Genomic DNA, 20,411 nt, shown 5'->3' on the forward strand with positions numbered 1-20,411 from the left:
GTCGTACGCGTGCAAGCAAAGTGGACGCTTTGCCGATCGGCGTGTTCGTTCTCGGTCCCCCTTCGGCACGACACTCGCGAGAATGCCGGTACCACCGGAAGCAACACCGAGACAACAGCACGACACGGTCCGGGAACCCGGCCACGTGAAGAGAGAAACCGTGCAGCATTCCTTGCCGCTTTTCCCGACCGAGACCCCACCACATCCCGCGCGCCGGCCCCTGCCGCCGTCGCCGCTGCGTCCGCACCAGCGCGAAGCCGTCGACGCCATCGTCCGCGCCCTGGAGAACCCCGACGCGGACATGGTCCCGGGCGGTCCGAGCGGCGGCGCGCGGGCCACCCATCCGGGTCGACGGCGAAGTCGCTTTCTTTGAGGGCGCATCCGTCTCTTTGGGGTGAAGTTCCCGCGCTTCGGCGGGGGTTGCCGGCCCGGTGGGTAGGGGCCGTTCGCGGGGTCCATACATTCGCTGTCGGCGGCTGTGCGGGCTGTGCCCCGCGACGGGATGAAGGAGAAGGCGTCGACCGCGTGTGCGGTCGACGCCTTTGCCGCGTCTCACGGGAGCCGGCGGAGGGGAAGGCCGGCGACCCGTGGACGGGTCGTCACGTCTGGCCCCGCCGAATCCGGTCGGCGATGACCTCGATCCGATGATCGAACAGGCGGTCCATGGGGTCGTCGACTGCGGGCCGGGTCCGGGCACAGCAAGCCGCGCGAGGTCGTTCAGGCCGACGCGCTGTCGCATTCTTCGCCTTCGACAGTGGTCGGCGTTTCTGCAACGAGCTTTGTAGGTGGCGACGGCGGGCGCTTGACGAATCCCGGCCACAGGCCGTCGTCGACTTCCCGAACCTCGGCGCCGAAGCCCTGGGTCGAACCACGCGACCACGACAACCACTCGCCCGTTCGAGTGGTGTGGGTGGTGGAGGTGCGCGCGGGCGGGGATGGGCCGGGTCGCGGGCGCCGGTCCGGTGCTCGCCTGCTCGCCACCCCGTTTCGGGTGGCGAGGCTCGCTGTGGTCGGGTCTCCTTGCAGGCCCGGCCGCCGAAGGAGGGAATCGTGGCATGACCGTCGAAAAGAAGAAGCTCAAGGGGGCGGAGAATGTCCCGGATGGATTCTGGGCCCTGTTCGATGACGCCGATTTCAACCACGACGAGGGCTGGGGTGAGTGCCTCCTCGGCGACGAGAGCGTCCGCAGGCTGGGGGACCACGGCTTCAACGACCGTGCCACCAGCGTGGTGAACAGGACGAAGTACGGTCTGTATTTGAGCCGGCACGGCGACATCGACATCCTGAAGGCGAAGGCCAAGGCGGAGGATTCCGTGGCCATGCGCATCGAACCCGGACAGCAGATCGGCAACCTCAAGGAAGGCGGGGCCTGGGACACGGTCTTCGGCCTCAACGACGCGATCTCCGCCGTTCTTCTCGACAAGTCCTGAAACGGCCACAGGCCGGCGGCGAGGCCCTCACCGGAGAGTGGTTCCGACCGAGTTCGTCAGGGCAGTCGAAGGACCCGGCATCGAACCGCGCCGACCCGGGCGGGCCTCAACGCCGCCGAGCCTGTGCCCCAACTCCTTCCACTCGCTGCACGAGTACCCGGACACCCCCCGGCGGCCGAACCGTCTTCCACGTCTTCGCCGCGCTCGCCGAGTCCTGAGCCGAAACGCCCGATCCGATCGAAAGCCCCGGCCACCGACAGCGTCCCGCTACCTCGCACCCGTCCTCCTGGGCCTCGCGGCCTCCACCATCCGAGACCGTGCCAAACGCTGAATCACTGACATCCGGTCGTGGCGAGATCCACTCACAAGTCCACGTCCGCCAACATTCGAGCGGGCGCGGTCGGTGCCCGGGCAACGACGGGCCGAACGACAGGCCCGCCGATGCCCCGGTTTCATGAATTCGCCTTCGGGCGAGGCGAGGTCGGCGCGGGATTCAGGTGCTGCCCCATGGGTCGGGCAACGGTGGTGGTGTGGCCCGGAGTCGGGCGACGCGTTCGCGGGCCTCGACGTCGGCCCGGCGCCGGCCGTCGGGGTCGTCGAGCGCGACGGCGAGCGGTTCTAGGGCGGCGTGGCCCACGCGGTGCCATATGGGCGCGGCCGGGCCGGCGGCGAGCAGCCGGGGCAGGGTGGTGACCACGATCGGGACGGTGCGCCAGTAGTTGACGGCCCGGCCTTCGCGGTCGGCGCGTACCCGAAACCTGGGGCGAGCCTCAGGCCACGACTACCACGACCACCACCCGCTACGGCACCGCGGCAGCAAGTGCGTGGGACCGCCTTCACCCACGGCTGACCCAACGCAGCGCATGGGAAGGGTTCGACGGCGACATGCCGATGATCTCCGGAACGATCATCCGGCTCCGAGTCGACCACCGCCGAACCGAACCGGCTGACCCCGGCCCGAGTCCGCAGAGGGTTCAGGAACCTCCGCTCGAAGACCCCGCACGTCCGGCCGGCGCACCCAAACCCTCCACCCCTGGTCCCGGGCGACCGCCAGGCTCGAGGAACCACAGACCGGCACCCCGCCACGACGTCGGACGAATCGTCAAAACCGGCGAGCCATACACCCGACCCAGCCACCACAACAAAGGCACCAAACCCCGAAGAATGGGTTGAACAACAAGCTTGAGGGTTGTCCGATACAGACCGTGCGCGGGCGTACGCCAGGTGTGTGTCAGCCTCTGTCTCGTGCGCTCACCCGGACGGTCGGCGTCCGCTTCCGGGATATAGGGAATGAGCGCTTGCGCAGGCCGAACCCGCACTTCGCGCGGCCCTTCATGGCCAGGTCTCGTCTCCTTCGGAGACATTCCGCGGCGGGTCCTTCCGGGCTTGGGCACCGCGCGGGCCACAGGAGCCGGACGAACCGGGAGCGGCACCCCTTGCACCTGACCCGAAAGGTGATCCATGACCACGCGCACGCCGGCTGATCCGTCCGCACAGGCGCTCTACGAAGCCATGTCCGGCCTCGCCGGCCCGCTGAGCTCCGGCGAAGGCACCGCCCCGGACTTCGCCGCCGCACCACGCGCGGCGGCCGGCGAGGAGAAGGCGGTGCTGATCCTCGGCGCGGGGGTCGGCGGACTGACCGCCGCCTACGAACTGGGCAGGCTCGGCTACCGGTGCACGGTCCTGGAGCCCCAGACCCGTACCGGCGGCCGCAACCGCACCGCCCGCAAGGGCGACAAGCTCTACGAACTCAACGGCGAGGGCGACAGCCCGGTCCTGACCCACACCTGCGCCTTCGACAACGGCCTCTACCTCAACCTCGGCCCCGGCCGCATCCCGTACCACCACCGCCGCGTCCTGAAGTACTGCACCGACCTCGGGGTGGCGCTGGAGCCGTACATCATGGAGACCACGGCGAACGTCGTGCACCGCGCGGGCCACACCCCGCCCGGCCGGCCCTGGCGCAACCGGCGGATCGCCAACGACACCCGCGGCCACCTCGCCGCGCTCCTTGCCGCCACCTTGACCAACGGAGACGAGTTCACCGGTCTGCTGCGGGACCTGCTGCGCAAGTTCGGCGACCTGGACGAGGAGGGCGAGTACCACGGCTCCACCCGCTCGGGCTACGCCGAGCCCCTGGAGGTCCAGGAGTTTCCCCGGCCCGCGCCCCCGCTGGCCTTGGCCGACCTGGTCGCGTCGGAGTTCTGGAAGCACCGCTTCTACCAGCCCGTGGACTACCTGTGGCAGGCCACGATGTTCCAGCCGGTCGGCGGCATGGACAAGATCGTCCACGCTCTCACCGAGCGGATCAGCTCCGAGTACAACGCGACAGTCGAACTCAAGGCCGAGGTCACGTCAGTCGATCTGACGGGCGACGGGGTCAGCGTCACCTACCGCTCGGGGGGCCAAGAGCTGACGGCGTCGGCCGACTACTGCGTGAGCAACATCCCGCTCCCGGTGCTCAAGCAGCTCACGCTGACCGGCTTCTCCACAGAGTTCCGCAACGCCGTGGACGCGGTGGGCTTCGCGCCGACATGCAAGGTCGGCTGGCAGGCCAACCGCAGGTTCTGGGAGGACGATCACAACCAGATCTACGGCGGCATCAGCTTCACCGACCACTCCATCACCCAGTTCTGGTACCCGTCCAACGACTACTTCTCCCAGACGGGCACCCTCACCGGGGCGTACAACTTCGGCGACCACGCCGAGGAGATGGGCAAGCTCGCGCCGGGCGACCGGCTGCGCCTGGCCCGGGACGGAGCGGCACAGCTGCACCGCGAGTTCCTGGAGAAGACCACCGTGCCCCAGGACCTGGGGGTGACCATCGCCTGGCACAAGGTGCCCCACCAGCTCGGCGGCTGGGCCGACTGGGACCCGGCCGACCCCGGTCACCAGGTCGCCTACAAGCAGCTCCTCCAGCCCGAAGGCGACGGCCGCTTCTACGTCGTCGGCGACCAGGCATCCCCCCTGCCCGGCTGGCAGGAAGGAGCCATGATGTCCGCCCAGTACGTCGCAGCCCAGATCCTCGGTCTCCTCCCCCGCACCGCCCCCGAAACCGTCCAGGTCCCCGACGCCACCTTCCTCACCCAGGGCCTCTGACCACAGCACACGCTCGGGGCCCGGCCTACACAGCCGGGCCCCGACAGGCCGTCTGACAGGCGGAACCTCCGCACCTTGCACCGTCTGATCCAACTTCAAGCCAGGTCCGCCGTGGACCTCGGCATCGGGACTGGTAAGCGGTTGACGCTGAGAACGATCACGGTCGGGGAGTGAGTGCGCTGACCCGGTTCTCGTACTCGCAAGCTCCGGACCCAGCTCGCCCGCGCCGAGGACTTCGCCGCCACCCTGGCGTCACACCTGGGCCGGTGCCGCCTCCCCCTGCGGGCTGCGCGGGGCGGGCACCGTCACCGCGGTGGCGGTCGGGTCCAGTTCCAGGCGGCTGTTCAAATCCAGCTCGAACCTGCCGTAGGGGTTCACGTGGGTCCAGAACAGCGGTGACAGCGCCGCCGGTCCGCCTCGGTGAGCTTCCGGGGCCACTTCGGATCGGCGAGGACCTGCTGCATCAGCAGCGTGTTGCGCCGCCCTCCAGACCAGCGGACTCCCCGGCCCCCGGGTCCAGGACGGTCCCATCGCGCACGCCCCAGCCGATCAACCACCGCACGACCCGGTCGCGTGCCGTGCGCGGCGCGTACGCGGTCGTATTGGCGGGAGCGGCGGGGTGTGTCCCAGCGTGAGCTTGCGATCCGGTTGGGGAGGTCGGCGAGTTGGATGCGGAAGGTCGAGTCCGGTGAGCGGGCGTTGGAGCGTTTGCCGGTGTTGGACGCGGTGGCCGAGGCGCTGCGGGTGGATGTGCGGGTGCTGTCGGGGCGGGAGTTGGTGCGGGACGGCGACATGTGTGCGGACGGGGTGGAGGTGGCGGCGATCCGGCGGGCGTTGGAGCGGTACGACCACCGGCTCGCGGCGGATGCGGGGGCGGTGGTGGATCGGGGGCGGTTGCGGATCGGGGGCGGTTGCGGATCGGGGTGCATTACGTGTGGGTGGCGTTCGCGGGCACCGACTACGGCACGCTGGGTCGGACGTTGCCGCATCTGATCGATCGGGCGCAGGCCGCCGTCGCCGGCGCGGCGACGACGCGGCGGAGGTTTTCGGGGTTGCCGGCGCAGGCGTATCGGATCGCCTCGTCCAGGTTGCGCAAGCTGGGCGAGAACGAGTTGGCGTGGCTCGCGGCGGATCGTTCGCTCGCGGCGAGCGAGCGTTCCGGTGATCCGCAGTTGACGGGGGCGGGCGCGTATCGGGTGGCGAACGCGCTGTTGGCGAAGGGCAGATGCGATGCCGCCCACGATTTGAACCGGCTCGCCGCCGATCGGCTTGCCACGGGTGAGCCGGCGCCCGAGCGGAGCATCGAGGAGCTGCGCACGTGGGGCGTGAGAGTGTTGTACGGGCCCGACGTGTACGCACTCCACGAACCCGGCACCGGCGGCGACCACCTCCACGCCTACCCCTGGCACCTCATCCTCGACGAACTCGACTGACCGACCAGCGAATCGAACCCGAGCGTCAGAGCCCGAGGCTGTTGGGGATCTCATGGAGATCATCACCTCGGAGGAATTCGTGACGCTGCTCGGGTCCTCCCCGAACGACGACGCGTGCAACTGACGGCCGCGCATACGGTGTTCCGGCCACGACTTCGGCACCGACCCGTACACCGTGCTCGGGACAGGACAGTCACCGGAAGTCGCGACGGTTGTGGTGGTGCGTGGGTAGCCTCGCGGGCGGGGGGGGGTGGCTTGTGGCGCAGGCGCGGCTGGTGGGTGGGGCCCTGGTGGTCGTCGCGGGGTTGACCGCGGCGGTGGCGGGTCTGGCGGGCGAGGCGGCGGCGGGGGACGCGCGGTGGCCGTGGCCGGTGGACTGGGTGCGGGCACACGCGTGGTGGGTGCCGGCCGCGTCGGTCGTGGTCGGTGTCGTGTTGGCGGTGGCCACGATGCTGGTGCAGCGGGCACCGGGGTGTCGACCCTGCTGGCCGTCGCCGAGGGCCGAAGGATCCGGTCCGTCGCCGCCGACGGCGGCGCGAACGCGGCGGTGACCGAGGACGGCACCCTGCTGATGACCGGCGCGAACTCGTACGAGCCGACGGAGGCCGCCGCCGGCAGGAAACTCGCCGCCCTGGCCGGCAGCGGCGGAGTGACCACCGCGATCACCCTCGACGGCGCCCTCCTGGGCGCCGGCAACGACCGGCACCGGCAGATCTCGGGAATCCTGGCCGCCACCGCCGACAAAGCCGTCACCGCCGCGTCCGTGGGCAGCCACGTGGGCCTGGCCGTGGTCGCGGACACCGACCAGGACTGCGGACCCCTGCAACCCCGCCAGATCTGCGCCTCGTTCGTCACCGCCGGCGACCCTCAGGACACCCACGCCCTGTCCTTCAAGGTCGGGACCCACCACCGGGAACTGGTCTCCGGCACACCGTGCGCGGCCCTGGACACCCACGACACCGAGGCCACCCACCTCATCGTCCGCCGCGTCTCCCCATCCCAGGACCTCGCCACCGGCTCCGCCTACTTCACCTGGAACCCCACCACCGCAACCGTCGACATCGACCCCGACAAGAGCCAACTCCCCCACGGCCTCACCCACCAACGCACCGACGGCAACCGATTCACGTTCACCTGGACCGGTTGAGGCAGCCGTCCGGATGTGTCTGAAAAAGTTGGCTCCTCCGAGATTTTCGTGGCGGGTGATCGAGTACGTCGAATGGTCAGACGCGACAGCACCGTTGGTAGAGGCTGGTGTCGTGTGACATCGATGTGCAGGTCTTGTTGCCGCAGTTGGCCGCAGTGCAGGTGGATGCGGTGGAGGTCGGCACCGCGCTGATACGAATCACGGCGCGGACCCGGGCCGGGGTGGCTGTGGTGTGTCCGGGGTGTGACCGGTCCTCGGACCGGGAGCACAGCCGGTACGTGCGGCATGTTGCCGACGAGGCGGTCGGCCCTCGCCCGATGGTGGTCGACTTGTCGGTGCGGCGGCGGGCGGCGGTGGGGCCGCCATGGATGGCCTCCATGGCGGGCTCGATCTCCGCTCAAGGCGTCCTGGAGGCGTCCGGCCTGGTCCAGCCGGGCCTGACGAGTCCGGACTCGTACGCGGCAACGACCAGTTGGGGTCGGTCGCGGGCGCCGAGCTTGGCCAGAATCCGGCTCACGTGGGTCTTCACGGTGAGCGGGCTGACAACCAGGCTCTCGGCGATCTCCTGGTTGGACAGACCACCCGCGACGAGGCCCAGGACCTCGCGCTCGCGGTCGGTGAGGGCGCCCAGATCGCTCTGATGGGCCGCGTGGTCGGGGCGGCTGAGCAACTGGTTGATCACAAAAGCGGTGGCGGAGGAGGAGAGCAGTGCCTCGCCCTGCGCCACCGCCCGGATGGCGACGAGGAGTTCGGCCGGCCTGGTGTCCTTGGCGAGAAAACCGTTCGCGCCGGCCCTCAGGGCCTCCAGAACGTTCTCCGTGGTCTCGAAGGTGGTGAGCACCAGCACTCGGACGCCCGCCAGGTCCTCGTCGGCGGCGATCAGGCGGGTGGCCTCGATGCCGTCCATCTCGGGCATGCGCAGATCCATCAGGACGACGTCCGCCCGGTTGGCACGGGCGAGTTCGACGGCCTCTCGCCCGTTGCACGCCTCACCGACCACGGTCATGCCGTCCGCGGTGTCGACCAGCAACGCAAGCGCGCCGCGGACCAGTACCTGGTCGTCGGCGAGTACCACTCGTATGGTGTCCACGCTGTGCCCCTCCTCGGTTGTTCGGCGCCCGACCGATGGCGGGCGCCGGTGCGTCATTCGGCGGCCGGCGATCCGGCCTGCGACATGGCCGCCGCCGGCGGGTACCGCTCGTGGTCGGGCAGCGGCAGAACGGCCACCACCTCGAACCCGCCGTCGGTTCGGTCGGCCGCGGTGAGTCGCCCCCCGACGCTGTGCGCCCGCTCGGTCATGCCCGACAGGCCGAAGCCCGCACCCTCGTCCGCCCGCCGGCGGACGCGGCCCACCCCGTCGTCTCGGACGGTCACGCCGACCTGCCCGTGGCCGTACTCGATCCGGACCAGCACTCTACGGGCCCCGGCGTGCTTGACGACGTTGGTCAGCGCCTCCTGGATGATCCGAAAGGCCGTCACGTCGTGTCCGGCCGGCAGCGGCGGGGCCGATCCCACCACGTCCACGTCGACCCGGGCGCCGGTGGCCGTGACCATGTCGACCAGTTCCCCGAGCCGGGCCAGCCCCGGCAACGGCCCCCGGGAGGCCGGGCCGTGCCCGCGCAGTACGGCCAGGGTGGTGCGCAGGTCGGCGACGCCGGAGCGGGAGATCTCGGTGATGGTGTCCATGGTGCTGCGCAGCAGTCCGCGTGTCCGCGCGTCCAACTCGGCATCCTGGCCCAGTAGATGGGCCGCTACGGAGGCCTGCACGTTGATCGCGGCGATGCTGTGGGCAAGCACGTCGTGCAAGTCGCGCGCGATCCGTACACGCTCCTCGTCGAGCAGCCGCTCGGCCTCCTCGGCCCGGTGGACCTCCTCGCGCGCGTGCCGCTCGACCACCTCCGCCCGGTACGCCCGCTGATAGCGGGCGGCTTCCCCCAGCGCGAGCGCCAGCACCACCATCATCGCCGCGTCGAGTACGTCCGAGATGTGCATCTCGGGTTCCGTGCCGACCAGCATGACCTGGACCAGGACGGCGACCACGGCACCGACCTTCACCGAGCGGCGCCGCTCACCCACCGCGGCCACCGTGTAGAGCGCGATCAGTACCGCGACCACCGGTGGTTCGTCCGCGTAGCCGCGCAGTTGGAAGACCGCCACGCAGGCGAGATTGACCACCAGGACGGGCAACGGGAATCGCCGACGAACCGCGAGTGCCCCGGTCATCAGCCCGACCACGACGAGCGCGAGCACGTCGGGCCCGCGGGTTGCGCCGGCCACGCCATCGGACAGTGCGAGGGCGGTGGCGGCGTAGGCGAGCAGTAGCGCGGCCAGGGCGATGTCGCGCAGCCGGAAGGCTTTGCGCAGCAGACCGATCCGGTCGATGGTCATCGTCTCTTCCGTCTGTAGGCGGCTCCGGTCGCTCGGGGCACGCGGGTGGTCCGAAGGTGCGGATTGTGCGATGGTGCGGGGATTTCGGTGTGGGAAACCACGCGCTCGGGGCCATCGAGGGCGGTCGAGGGCGGTCGAGGGCGGCACTGAGCACACCCTCGACCGCCTTCGCGATTCCGGATCAGTTCCGGAGCTGCGGTTCCCGGCCGCTCGGGGCCGACTCCTTCCCGTCGGTGTCCGCCGGGCCCGTACGCCGACCGAGGGCGCTCGGCCACCACAGGCTCGACCCGAGCCGGAGGCCGACGGCCGGGACCAGGATCGAACGGACCAGCAGAGTGTCCACCAGGACGCCGAAGGCGACCAGGAAGCCCAGTTCGACCATGGGCACCAGGGGCAGGGTGGCGAGCACGGCGAAGGTCGCGGCGAGCACCACGCCCGCCGAGGTGATCACACCTCCGGTCGAGGAGAGGCTGCCCAGGATGCCCCGGCGGGTGCCGTGCAGGAGGGACTCCTCGCGGGCGCGGTGCATCAGGAAGATGTTGTAGTCGACGCCGAGAGCGACCAGGAAGAGGAATCCCAACAGGGGAAGGCCGGGGTCGATGCCCTTGAAGTTGAAGATGTGCTCGAACACCAGTGTCGAGGCGCCGATGGCGGCGGCGAAGGAGACCACGACGGTGAGGATCAGTACCACAGGCGCCACCACGGCTCGCAGCAGCGCGCCGAGGATCAGGGTGATGACTACCAGCACCAGCGGAATGACGATCTTCTCGTCGCGGGCCGATGTCGTCGCGGTGTCCAGGTTCTGCGCGCTCGGACCGCCGACGGCCGCCGCAGGGTCGACCTTGTCGACGGCCGCGCGCAGAGCCTTGATGGTCCGCCGCTCGGCCGGGCTGTCGGGGGCGTCCTTGGGGAAGACGGTGATCTCGGCATGCTCGGCGCCGGACCGTCCGGGAACGACCTGGTTGACGCCCTTGACGCCCTCGGCCGCCTTGAGCACGGCATCCTTCTTGGCGGTCGGTGCGATGACGGTGATCGGCTGGCCGCCGATATCCGGGAAATGCTTGGTGACCAGGGTGAAACCGCTGACGGAGTCGGGCGTCTTGACGAACTGGTCCTGGCTGCGCAGGGGACCGGGTCCGCCGAGCAGGCCGAGCGCGAGCGCGCCGAGGACGACGACCGAGCCGACGGCGGCGAGGCCCTTGCGGCGGTCGATCCGTGCGCCCAACCTGTCCCAGCGGGCCTGCCCGGCAACAGTGCCGGTGACACCGGCGGGCAGCACCTTGGGCACTTTCGGCCAGAACACCCAGCGCCCGAGCACCAGCAGCAGCGCGGGGAACAGGGTCAACATCGCGATCAGCGCGCAGGCGATGCCGACGGCGCCCACCGGGCCCAGGCCGCTGGTGCTGTTGAGGTCGGCGGCAAGCAGGCACAGCAGGCCCGCCGCGACGGTACCGGCGGAGGCGATGATGGCGGGACCGGCGCTGCGCAGCGCGACCAGCATGGCCCGACCGGTGTCGGCCTCGGTTTGGAGGACTTCCCGGTAGCGGGCGACGATGAGTAGCGCGTAGTCGGTACCGACGCCGAAGACCAGGATCACCAGGACGGCGGCGCTCTGCTCATTGACGACCACAGCGAAGTTCTTGGCGAGCAGATAGACGGCGGCCATCGAGATCAGGGTGGCGCAGCCGACGGCGAGTAGCGGGAGCAGCCACAGCACCGGGCTCCGGTAGATGAGGATGAGCAGGACGGTCACCACGATCACGGTGGTGATCATCAGCTTTTCGTCGATGCCGTCGAAGACCGCGTCGACGTCGCCCTCGATGGCGCCGGGGCCGGTGACCTTGGTCTCCAGGCCGGCCGGCCGGTCCTCCAGCAGCTTGCGCAGCGCGGGCAGGTACTCGGGAGGCTGCCCGGACGCCGTGCCCACCGAGTGGGCGAACAGCAGGGCCTTGCCGTCCCCGGAGTCCTGGACCCGGCCGGACGAACCGTCGCCCTCACCGGTGGTCTTGTCGCCATCGGTGCCGAGGGTCTGCGCGCCGTTCTCGCCGGCCGGAGTGCTCGGAGCGCTGTCGGTGGGTGGGCCGGGGTACTTCCGATCGAGGACGGCAAGGTGGCGCTCGGCCGTGGTGCGGTCCTCGGCGGTGATCCCCGCGGCCCGGTGGTAGACCACGACGAAATCGTTGACCCCGCCGCCGGGGAGCTTGTCCTCCAGTGCGGCGACAGTGGTGGACTCGGCCCCGGAAGGCAGATAGTCGACGACCTTGTCGGACTTGACCTTGTCCAGGCCGGTCGCGAACTGTGCCAGTACGGCGACCGCCGCCACCCACAGACCTATGACCGCCCACGGGATCACTCGACCGATCGCCCGACCACCGCCCACACGGCTCGCAGGCTGCTCTTTCCCTCGCGCCATGAAAACCCAACTCTCCTGTGCGACAACCTGCTTGATGATCGAAGCGCCCGAACTCGCGGTTCGGGCGGGGCCGCGCTACCGGGCCGGGCACCAGATTCCCGGAATCGGGGTCGGTGCATCGTCGGCCCCGGGATGGCACCTGGACGTACTCCCTGGGAACTACGCCGAGGCGGGTGGTACAGCCGGGTCAGTACGGCCGATCGGTAGCGGTGCGAGCGGGGAACTGTGGGGGCCTGTGTCTTTCGTCGAGCACGAGAGGACGCGTTGGAGCCCGCGGTGGTAGCGGGTGGGCCGGTGCCGGTTGGCGCTGATCCTGCCCGAGTCGCGTGGTGCGGGTTCGGCGTGGTGGCGAGGGGGTTCGGACCGGCGAAGAGAGCCATGTCGCCGCCGGTTGCGGCGAGGAAAACCGCGCCGACCGTGGCCTGGTGCCAGGCTTGCCGGTGATGATCTCGGCGTGGGACCGGGCGTGGAACGCAGCCCGGATCGCTTGGTCGGCCTCGGGCGGCCTTCTAGTTCGAAGTTGTTGAACTCGACCAGCGACAACTGCGGAGCCACCGACGCGAGCGCGTGCGCCGGTCTCCACACGGAGGTGAGCGCGTCGAGCGGGTTTCACCGCGATGGCTGCTCGTCGTCCTCTTCCATGAGGGCCCGAGCGGCGGCGATGTCGTCTTCGTCGATCCGGTAGGGCATCCGGGGGGCCATGAGGTGATCCCAGGCAGCCCTCACCGCGTCACACTCGACCGAGCCCGGTCCGTTCAGGAGCCAATCCTCCCAACGGTCCCTGGGCCGACCCTCGTCGAGGGCCTCTTTGAACGCGAGGGCCACGGCCCGTTCGGCGAGTAGATCCCGGTTGCCGGCGTCCAGCAACGCCTCCCACATCCGAAGCTCGGTTTCGGTGCCGTGCGATACGAGCGCCAACAGCACAAGGACGTGTCGACGCAAGGAGCGCTCCGGGTGTTCGAGCATGTCGAACCAGTCGTCCGGATCGCTGCGCAAGGAGTTTCGGCATGCCTCACCCACGTGTGTCATGTCTTCCCATGCAGCGTCTCGGGCCCCGACTCGACGGCGTGCCGTGCGATGCGGATGAGCAGGGCGACGACGGCAACTCGGTCGCGGGTCCGCGGGTGCGACGCGAGACGGCGCAGGAACGGCAGCGCCGCGCACGTCGCCGGGCTCACATGCCGCCCGATCGGGCTCAACAGGGCGAGCCGGTCGCGAAGTCGACGACACGCCCCCGGATCACCTTGCCACAGCAGCCGCAACAACACCGGCACCTGATCGACATCGCGCTCACAGTCCCGGGCCGAACCCCAACAAACGTCGTCCAGACCGGCAAGCGGATCGTGACCGTCCATGACGTCGATTCGGATCATCCGTCCTCTGCCTTCCCCCGCTGCCTCGGCCATCCGTACCTCCGATCGCCATTCGGGCCGCACCATGTCATGTGGCTCCGTGTCACGTTCCGGGAAGCGCTCGCGGTTCGGCGACGAAAGAGCCCGGGAGCGCGCAGCCACCCGGCGCGCGCCCGGATCCGGGCCGCGCCGCGCTCCGCGATGGTGCGCACCGACCCGTACAGGCCCTGCGGCGGCATGCCCGAACACGTGCGCCTCGACCGAGGCAGAGACCTCGCCGCCCGCATCGCGACTGCCACACCGAGCACCCCGGACGCGGACGTCACCCTGCCGCCGCACCACAACCCCCACTCCAAGAGCGGCATCGAGAACCGCGAGGGCGGCCCGATCGGCACTTCCAGGCCCACGTGCCCGGGCCGTTCGACATGGTCGGACACGAACCCGGCGCCACGGTACTCAAGAACTGGGCGTTCGGTCGTCCCGGATGGCGCGAAGCCTTGTCATGGACGCCGTTGATCCCCACGGCAGAGCCAGAGCGGTGAACTCGGACATGTCCGCGCGACAACAGCCGGCCCGGCTGCTCACAGCCACTCGTTGACGGTGGCGACGGTGACGGTCGTCTCGTAACGAACGGCGAGTTCGTCATACCGGACGGCGCCGGCCCTGTAACGCTTCGGGTGGTTGCCGCACTCCGCGGCATGGCGTTCGTGGTACGTGAAGATCTACGTCGGTGGCACTCCGAGCATGCCGAACGCCCGGGAGGGACCACCGCGGGCCTGCTCCGTCGTCCGGTACCGCCTTTCCCGCGCTGGAACGGGTGGCGACGTCACAGCATCGATGATCCAGGGGACGCGTCGACGCCAAGCGTCGGTGAAGCCGGCGAAGTTGGCATGGGCGCAGCAGCGTCGGGGAGACTCGTGGAGGCTCAGGGGTCTACATCGAGGGGTGAGTCGACGATCCGGCCCCGGCGGCCGGCGCGTTGGTCGACGTCGGCGTCGTTGACCGTGACGGGTGAATTGCGGATCAGTCCGTCGCGGGTGGCGGTCACGGTGACGTCCGCGCCGCCTCGGGCACGCACCCGGGAGTGTTCGATCCGGCCTCCGCGCTCGGCGCGACGTCGGGCCCGGGTCCGACCGCCGGGAGAATTCACGCCCACGACGGCGAAGGTCGCGGCAACCACGACCAGGACGATCAGCACGGCGGACAGGGTCCAACTCCACCGATCGGTGATCAGGTTGGTGACCACCCCGGTCGCCACACCGATCACCACGCCCGCCACGGCCACCACACGTTGAGCGGTCACGGTCGCGGCCACGGGGCCTCCCGGGTCTGGGACGAGCACACGAACCCGCCGCAACGGGCGGACGATTGCAGCGTTCTCCCTCGGAGTCCAGCGTAGACCTGACAGCGCGCCGCCGGTGCGAGTCCGGCATCCTTCCGTTGCCGGTCGACGTCGCCAATCTGCCGGGGCCGATGGACCCGGCTGCGGCCTGTTCACCGATCGCGAGGAAGCCTCGGCGGCGATCACCAACCCCCCTGCGGGGACGGCCGCACCCGGATGTTGGTGATCACCGGGTCCCTGGCACCGGCAAGTCCACCCTCGTACAACTCGGGTGGCCGCACGCACACCCGAGGCGAACGCGACCGCCCTGAAAACGGAATACTCCGCGGTCGGCATGCCGGCCTTCGAGGCCGGCGGTGAAGACGTGGCGGTGCGCCTGCCGCGCCGAAACGCGATCGCCCCGGCTCGCGGAACCAGGTATCGCATGTGGGGGTGGTCGACCTGCCAGTGGCGTTGATGTCGGCCGTCGTCGGCCGTTGGTCACCGGTCCGCGTGCCCGAGCACACGCCGGGTCGGCCACGCGACCGTCCTCTCGCCGCGCGCGATGACCGTCCGGGGCCCACCTTCGTAGGCCGGTGAAGCCGGGGCCTTGTGGTCGTACGACCTCGACGTCGCGCAACGAGCCTCCTGTCACCTTGTACATCTCCGCGCAGGCGCGTGCCCCGGCCACGTGGGACGAAGGAGCGATACCCGGCCGCGCGCGACGGCGGGTTCCAGACGCACGCACGTGCCGGCGCCGTCCACGAACGGATCCACCGTTGCCGACACAGGCCGCCTCGGGCCCGGGAGGTCGATCCTCGCATTTGCCCCCGAAGCCTGCGCTGTTCCTGGCAGCATGCTCGTCGACACCAATCCGGAGAGTCTCGACTCCGGTGCTGCCGTCATCCTGCCGGGGGGCGCGAATGAGCGGGGAATCAGCGTGGTTCACCGATCGCAAGGAGGCGTTGGCCGCCGTCGACGACCTGTTGCGCGAGGGTGGCGACACGCGGGTGGTGGTGCTCACAGGGGTTTCGGGATCCGGGAAGTCGACCCTGTTGGCGCACGTCGCGGCACGGACTCCGCAGGCGTGGGAACGCATCCTGGACGTGGAGTCGCTGGTGGCCGACATGGCCGCGGTCGAGGCCGGCGGCGAGGACGTCGCGGTGCGGTTGCTGCGCGAGATAGCGCTCACGCTCGCCTCGTCCGCACCCCGCTGGCGCCGACGCGGACTGTTGCGGCGGGCGGCGGGCGTGGGCGCATCGCGCCCGTGGCGCGTGCGGGTCTGGCAGTGGGCCGGATTCGGGGGGACGATCGCCGCGTCGCCGATCACCGTGCACGCCCCGGGAACCACACAGACCGAACGTCGTCTGATGTGGGCCGGACAGTTGTCGGCCGTGGCCAAGAGGGTACGCCGGCGTCGATGCCTGATATTGCTCGACAGTTGTGAACGGCTGCGCTACTTCGACGACGTGCGGGCCGCGCAGCATCGACCGGGAGATCCGCTGGGAGTGGGTGGCTGGTTCACCAACGTCCTGGACGATGTGCTGACGTGTGCTCCACGGGTGCGGGTCGTCCTGGCCGCCGGGCACCGCCGACCCGTCACCCTCACCGGATCCGACCCCGCCCACCCCACCGTGGGCAGGCATCGGTGCGCGGTCCACGAACTCCGCCCATGGACGGTCGGCGACACCCGCCGATACCTGGCCCGCCGCGGATTCGACGACCCCGAATCGGCCCGCGTGATCGCCCGGAGCGCCGGAGGGCTTCCCGTCGAGGTCGCCTGGCTCACCGACTCCCTCGGTCGAACGACCGACGACCCCACCACATCCGACGATCGACAATCGACTCGCATGGCGGTCGCGGACCTGGCCCGGCTGCCCCGCGAACAGTGGGTCCGCACCCACGTGCTGCCCCGCCTGGCACCCGCGCACCGCCGACTGCTGCCCGCCGCCGTAGTCCTGCGGACCTTCACTCCCCAGGCGCTGCGCACCGTCGCCGGCGCCCTCGCCGACCGGGACGCCCGCGGCTGGTCCGAGAGCGAGTGGGGGCAGGACTGGTTCGAGCGACTGTGCGCGCTGTCGGCACTCGTCGAGGTCCCGGGCACGGGTGGGACCTGGCGGATCCACCCGGTCGTACGCGGCTGGCTGCTCGACGCCTACACCCACGAGGACACCGCGCTACCGCCCGCCGACCGGCTTCTGCCTCTCCTGCACCGAGCCGCCGCCGAGTACCACGAGGCATTGGCCGCGAGCACGTTCTCGCCCCAGGCCACCCACCACCGCTTCGCACTCGGCGACAACCGCCATTCCTACCTCTGGAACGACCGCCTCGCCCACGCGTTGACGCACAACCCTCCCGAGGCCGCCCGGGTGCGACTGCTGGTCGATCTGGCTCTGGACCCGGAGATCCACGCGACCGTACGGACCCGCCTGCCCAAGGTGGCCGGGGCCGCCCATCTGGCTCGTGCACACCTTCACCACCTGGAGAATGAGCACCAAGAGGCCCAAGAGCAAGCCGAACACGCCGAGGCCGCCTACCGCGACGCCCATGCCGACCACCCCGGGCGCGCTGCCGCGCTGGGATTGGCCGGCCAAAGTGCCTGGCTGCTGGACCACTTCGCGCGAGCCACAACCCACTGGCGAACCACGCTGCACCTCACCCTGCCCGACGCTCCCGGTCGCGGTGCCCTCGAACGTGCCCTGGCCGAAGCCGTGCTGAACACCGGCGACCTTCCCCTGGCCGACACCCTGCTCAGCGACGCCCTGCACGATCTCGTCCTGCGCCCACCCCCGGCCCCGGCGCCCTCGTCCGACGTCGACACCACCAAAGGCCGGGCCGGCGACAAACATGCACCACACGAGCGATGGAACTTCGTCATCGCCCCGCCCGTGCACACCGCCGTACCCACGATCGAACCGGGCGACGCCGTACCCGGACATCGTGCCCGCGCCCACCTGCACCGTCTGCTCGGAGGACTCGCCCTCCACCGCGCCCAACCCACACGGGCGCTCTACCACCTACGCAACGCCTACGACCTCGCCACCCACGACCCGCACACCCTCGCCCACACCCACCGCTGGGCCACCGAAATCGCACTGCTTCGTTGGGACGTCGACGAGGGCGAGCACCACCTGCACGAAGGCACCGCCGCCGCCCGGCGCTGCCCCGACAAACGCTGCCTGACCCGACTTCTGGTCAGCAGAGCCGACCATGCCGACCGCAAGGCCATCCGCAGCGACCCGCAGACACTCCTCCTGATCGACGACGCCGAACACGCCGACCCCGCAACCCCATCGACGCCCCCCGCGGACACGGCACCGCGAACCGCCACGCCCGCACCACCGGCCCCCACCGTCGACCCCTCCCGCGACGAACGCGTCGAATCCGCCCACCAACGCGACCTCGCCCGGGCCCACCGGGAAAGCGCCATCGCCCTGGCCACCGAACTCCGCTCCCCCCAAGCCCTTGCCCACGCCCTCACCCACGACCAACCGCAACAAGCCCTCGATCTGTACCGGACGCTCGGCGACCGACTGGGCGAAGCCGACGCACGACACGAACTCACCAAGGTCGCCCGCCTGCGGGGCGACCTCGACGAGGCACAGCGCCTGGGCACCGAGACCCTCACCGTGCAACGGGCCCTCGGAGACCGACTCGGCGAAGCCCGCACGCTGGCGACACTCGCCGACATCGCCAAGAAGCGGGGCGACCTCGACGAGGCACAGCGCCTCGGGACCGAGGCCCTCGCCGTGCAGCAGGCCCTCGGAGACCGACTCGGCGAAGCCCGCACGCTCGGAACGCTTCACGAGATGGCGCGAACACGAGGCGACCTCGACACGGCCCGGACCCGATTGCGGACAGCGGCCGACCTCTACGACGCGTGCGAGCAGACCTCCAGAGCGGAACTGTGCCGCCGCATGTTACGCGAGTCGTAGCCGAGCGCAGAGCGGGATCGTCGAGTTTGGCCGGTCATCCGGTCGTCGCTCCCGGAGGGTGTTCGACTTCGTCTCCGGTAGGCAGCCGGACCGGATTGGACCGGCGACGACGTCCTGGGGAACTCACCGCCACACTGGGCTGCGTCCACGCCGTCGCCGGCACGACGTTCGGCGACATCCCCGCCACACCACCTTCAACCGCGAGGCGGGTGGCGCCATATCCCTTCGGCTGGCGTCGGCCGGTCCGGGACGTCGGCGTGCTCCGGATTCTCGGTGCACTCCGGGCGCCTGGTCGCGGATGCGACCGCAGGGAGGTCGTCGGCCGGGTGCAGTTGGTCCAAACGAACGCAATCCGATGCCCCCGGATTCGATCGCCGGGTGTGACCGGACGCGGCAACCGAAGCACGTTCCACGGACTGATCACCCTCCCGAAACTCAAGGGTCCGGGGCGGGGCCAACCAGCGCGCCTCCCTCCGGATTCGCGCCCGCCCGATCTGCGCACGGTGGCCCGACCGGCATATTCGGCGACGCCCTGTCGCAGGGAACCTTCCGCCATGGGGTCCGACCACCCGGCATGAGCAGGGCGGGCCACAACTCCTCGGCCGGCTGCTCGGCCGAATCGCCCGCGCCCGGCGGTCGGCCGCCGGCGCGATCGACGAGTCCCCGCCGCCTCGCGTCGCCACCGGCATCGAGGATGGTCCAGGACGACGGCCGGTCGGGCGGCGCCAGGCGGCGCGGGGCAGGGTGTGGGTCTCGGTCGTCGGGTGGTCAGTCGGCCGGGGTTTGGGTGGGGCTTGGGGGGAGGGTGAAGGAGTGGTGTTCGTGGGTGACGGTCCAACGGTCGGCTGCGCGGAACGCAGCCGCGATGTCGGACGGCGAGAGGGAACGGTCGAACGGCGTGGCGTGAGCGGACACGAGAACTCCCGGAGACGGAGGAACGATCAGGAATGGCACGCCCGTCCCGTTCGGCGCGGGGCTCGGCGACCACACGCGGGACGGCGTTCTCGAGAAGCCGCGTCCCGAGCGACCGGGCCCGGTGGGGACGCTTAACGGACTCCTGCGGCGCCTGGTCCGCGAACGGGAGGGCCGCGACGCGGAACCCAGCGCGTGCGTCCTGGACGCGCAGAGCGTCAAGACCTCCGCCAACGTCCCCGCCGCAGGTCAGGGCATCGACGCGGGCAAGAAAATCGTGGGAAGGAAACGCCATGTCGGCGTCGACACCGTCGGCCTCCTGCTCGCCGCGTGGGTCACCGCGGCGAGCGTCTCCGACAACGTCGGCGGCATCCACCTGCTCTCGGCGATCGCCGCCGCTCATCCCCGCGTCACCAAGGCCTGGGCCGACGCCGGCTACCGCACCAAGGCGATCGAGCACGGCGCGGCCCCGGGCATCGACGTCGAGGTGGTCCAACGCGACCCCACCGTCAAGGAATTCAAGGTCCTCCCCAGACGTTGGATCGTAGAGCGGACCCTGGGATGGCTCATGCACCACCGCCGCCTCGCCCGCGACTACGAAACCCACCCACACCGCTCCGAAGCCATGATCCACCTCACCATGATCGACCTCATGACCAGACGACTCACCCACGAAAACACCCCGAACTGGCGCTACACCTGAAGCTGGAACCAAACACGATTCGCAGGACAAAACGCTCTTTTAGCTAAACGGCATTGCGCGATGGCGCAATGTCGTTTAGTACTGCAACGACACTTCGGGATGTCCTCGGCGTCTGTAATGGCTGATGCGGGCTCGAGCTTGGCTTCTTCTTCGCCATATGGACCAGGCGAGTACATGCTTCGCGCTGTGGCGAACCGGAGAAGAAATACGGTTGAAGAGCCGCCGGGCCTCATTCATGGTCACGGGTACCAGATATCGTCCGCCACCGCCTTCCAGAT

Annotated in this window: 14 protein-coding genes and 2 pseudogenes; 8 read left to right on the forward strand and 8 right to left on the reverse strand. The window is 70.1% G+C overall.

Annotated features, from left to right (window positions below):
• The first annotated feature begins 1,055 nt into the window (after window positions 1–1,055).
• Complete coding sequence (locus ACWCPW_RS47675; protein ID WP_449767904.1) at window positions 1,056–1,430, forward strand: hypothetical protein; 375 nt, start codon at window positions 1,056–1,058, stop codon at window positions 1,428–1,430.
• A 493-nt stretch (window positions 1,431–1,923) separates the two neighbouring features.
• Here ACWCPW_RS47675 and ACWCPW_RS47680 read toward each other — a convergent pair whose 3' ends face one another.
• Window positions 1,924–2,127 carry a hypothetical protein gene (locus tag ACWCPW_RS47680; protein WP_449767905.1) on the reverse strand — a complete coding sequence of 68 codons (204 nt, stop codon included), beginning with the start codon at window positions 2,125–2,127 and terminating at the stop codon, window positions 1,924–1,926.
• A gap of 53 nt (window positions 2,128–2,180) precedes the next feature.
• Here ACWCPW_RS47680 and ACWCPW_RS47685 point away from each other — a divergent pair.
• Both ACWCPW_RS47685 and ACWCPW_RS47690 read left to right on the forward strand, forming a co-directional pair.
• Window positions 2,181–2,603 (forward strand): annotated as a pseudogene (locus ACWCPW_RS47685) (hypothetical protein); the annotation flags it as partial.
• A gap of 288 nt (window positions 2,604–2,891) precedes the next feature.
• Window positions 2,892–4,529: a flavin monoamine oxidase family protein gene (locus tag ACWCPW_RS47690; RefSeq protein WP_449767906.1), complete on the forward strand. Its 1,638-nt coding sequence runs from the start codon at window positions 2,892–2,894 to the stop codon at window positions 4,527–4,529.
• Window positions 4,530–4,781: 252 nt separating this feature from the next.
• Here ACWCPW_RS47690 and ACWCPW_RS47695 read toward each other — a convergent pair whose 3' ends face one another.
• Window positions 4,782–4,967 carry a hypothetical protein gene (locus ACWCPW_RS47695; RefSeq protein WP_449767907.1) on the reverse strand — a complete coding sequence of 62 codons (186 nt, stop codon included), beginning with the start codon at window positions 4,965–4,967 and terminating at the stop codon, window positions 4,782–4,784.
• 135 nt (window positions 4,968–5,102) lie between these two features.
• Here ACWCPW_RS47695 and ACWCPW_RS47700 point away from each other — a divergent pair, with 135 nt between their 5' ends.
• The 3 genes from ACWCPW_RS47700 (at window position 5,103) to ACWCPW_RS47710 (ending at window position 7,109) form a co-directional block, all read left to right on the forward strand.
• Window positions 5,103–5,522 carry a helix-turn-helix domain-containing protein gene (locus ACWCPW_RS47700; protein WP_449767908.1) on the forward strand — a complete coding sequence of 140 codons (420 nt, stop codon included), beginning with the start codon at window positions 5,103–5,105 and terminating at the stop codon, window positions 5,520–5,522.
• Window positions 5,462–5,962 (forward strand): hypothetical protein, encoded by a 501-nt coding sequence (locus tag ACWCPW_RS47705; RefSeq protein WP_449767909.1) that lies wholly within the window; start codon window positions 5,462–5,464, stop codon window positions 5,960–5,962. Before ACWCPW_RS47700 ends, ACWCPW_RS47705 begins: the two co-directional genes overlap by 61 nt.
• A gap of 472 nt (window positions 5,963–6,434) precedes the next feature.
• On the forward strand, window positions 6,435–7,109 hold the full coding sequence (locus ACWCPW_RS47710; protein WP_449767910.1) for a hypothetical protein: 675 nt from the start codon (window positions 6,435–6,437) through the stop codon (window positions 7,107–7,109).
• Between the two features lie 397 nt (window positions 7,110–7,506).
• Here ACWCPW_RS47710 and ACWCPW_RS47715 read toward each other — a convergent pair whose 3' ends face one another.
• From ACWCPW_RS47715 to ACWCPW_RS47740, 6 genes are all read right to left on the reverse strand, one after another.
• A complete protein-coding gene (locus ACWCPW_RS47715; protein ID WP_449767911.1) occupies window positions 7,507–8,199 on the reverse strand; it encodes a response regulator in 693 nt (230 codons plus the stop codon).
• Window positions 8,200–8,252: 53 nt separating this feature from the next.
• Entirely contained in the window at window positions 8,253–9,497 is a 1,245-nt protein-coding gene (locus tag ACWCPW_RS47720; protein ID WP_449767912.1) for a sensor histidine kinase, read from the reverse strand.
• A 181-nt stretch (window positions 9,498–9,678) separates the two neighbouring features.
• On the reverse strand, window positions 9,679–11,910 hold the full coding sequence (locus ACWCPW_RS47725; RefSeq protein ID WP_449767913.1) for an MMPL family transporter: 2,232 nt from the start codon (window positions 11,908–11,910) through the stop codon (window positions 9,679–9,681).
• Between the two features lie 609 nt (window positions 11,911–12,519).
• Window positions 12,520–12,876 (reverse strand): hypothetical protein, encoded by a 357-nt coding sequence (locus ACWCPW_RS47730; protein ID WP_449767914.1) that lies wholly within the window; start codon window positions 12,874–12,876, stop codon window positions 12,520–12,522.
• Between the two features lie 59 nt (window positions 12,877–12,935).
• Window positions 12,936–13,283, reverse strand: a complete 348-nt coding sequence (locus ACWCPW_RS47735) for a hypothetical protein (protein ID WP_449767915.1) — start codon at window positions 13,281–13,283, stop codon at window positions 12,936–12,938.
• A gap of 904 nt (window positions 13,284–14,187) precedes the next feature.
• The gene (locus ACWCPW_RS47740) at window positions 14,188–14,577 is read right to left on the reverse strand and encodes a hypothetical protein (protein ID WP_449767916.1); all 390 of its coding nucleotides are present in this window, start codon (window positions 14,575–14,577) and stop codon (window positions 14,188–14,190) included.
• 929 nt (window positions 14,578–15,506) lie between these two features.
• Between ACWCPW_RS47740 and ACWCPW_RS47745 the strand changes: the two genes are divergently transcribed.
• Both ACWCPW_RS47745 and ACWCPW_RS47750 read left to right on the forward strand, forming a co-directional pair.
• Complete coding sequence (locus tag ACWCPW_RS47745; protein WP_449767917.1) at window positions 15,507–18,518, forward strand: tetratricopeptide repeat protein; 3,012 nt, start codon at window positions 15,507–15,509, stop codon at window positions 18,516–18,518.
• Window positions 18,519–19,563: 1,045 nt separating this feature from the next.
• Window positions 19,564–20,133, forward strand: a pseudogene (locus ACWCPW_RS47750) (transposase); the annotation flags it as partial.
• Window positions 20,134–20,411 lie beyond the last annotated feature (278 nt).

The organism is Embleya sp. NPDC001921, from assembly GCF_053594475.1.

Bases quoted from the DNA above. Each gene is read 5' to 3' on its own strand.
- ACWCPW_RS47675 (WP_449767904.1), top strand. From the start codon at position 1,056: ATGACCGTCGAAAAGAAGAAGCTCAAGGGGGCGGAGAATGTCCCGGAT.
- ACWCPW_RS47690 (WP_449767906.1), top strand. From the start codon at position 2,892: ATGACCACGCGCACGCCGGCTGATCCGTCCGCACAGGCGCTCTACGAA.
- ACWCPW_RS47725 (WP_449767913.1), bottom strand. From the start codon at position 11,910: ATGGCGCGAGGGAAAGAGCAGCCTGCGAGCCGTGTGGGCGGTGGTCGG.
- ACWCPW_RS47735 (WP_449767915.1), bottom strand. From the start codon at position 13,283: ATGATCCGAATCGACGTCATGGACGGTCACGATCCGCTTGCCGGTCTG.
- ACWCPW_RS47720 (WP_449767912.1), bottom strand. From the start codon at position 9,497: ATGACCATCGACCGGATCGGTCTGCTGCGCAAAGCCTTCCGGCTGCGC.
- ACWCPW_RS47745 (WP_449767917.1), top strand. From the start codon at position 15,507: ATGAGCGGGGAATCAGCGTGGTTCACCGATCGCAAGGAGGCGTTGGCC.
- ACWCPW_RS47730 (WP_449767914.1), bottom strand. From the start codon at position 12,876: ATGCTCGAACACCCGGAGCGCTCCTTGCGTCGACACGTCCTTGTGCTG.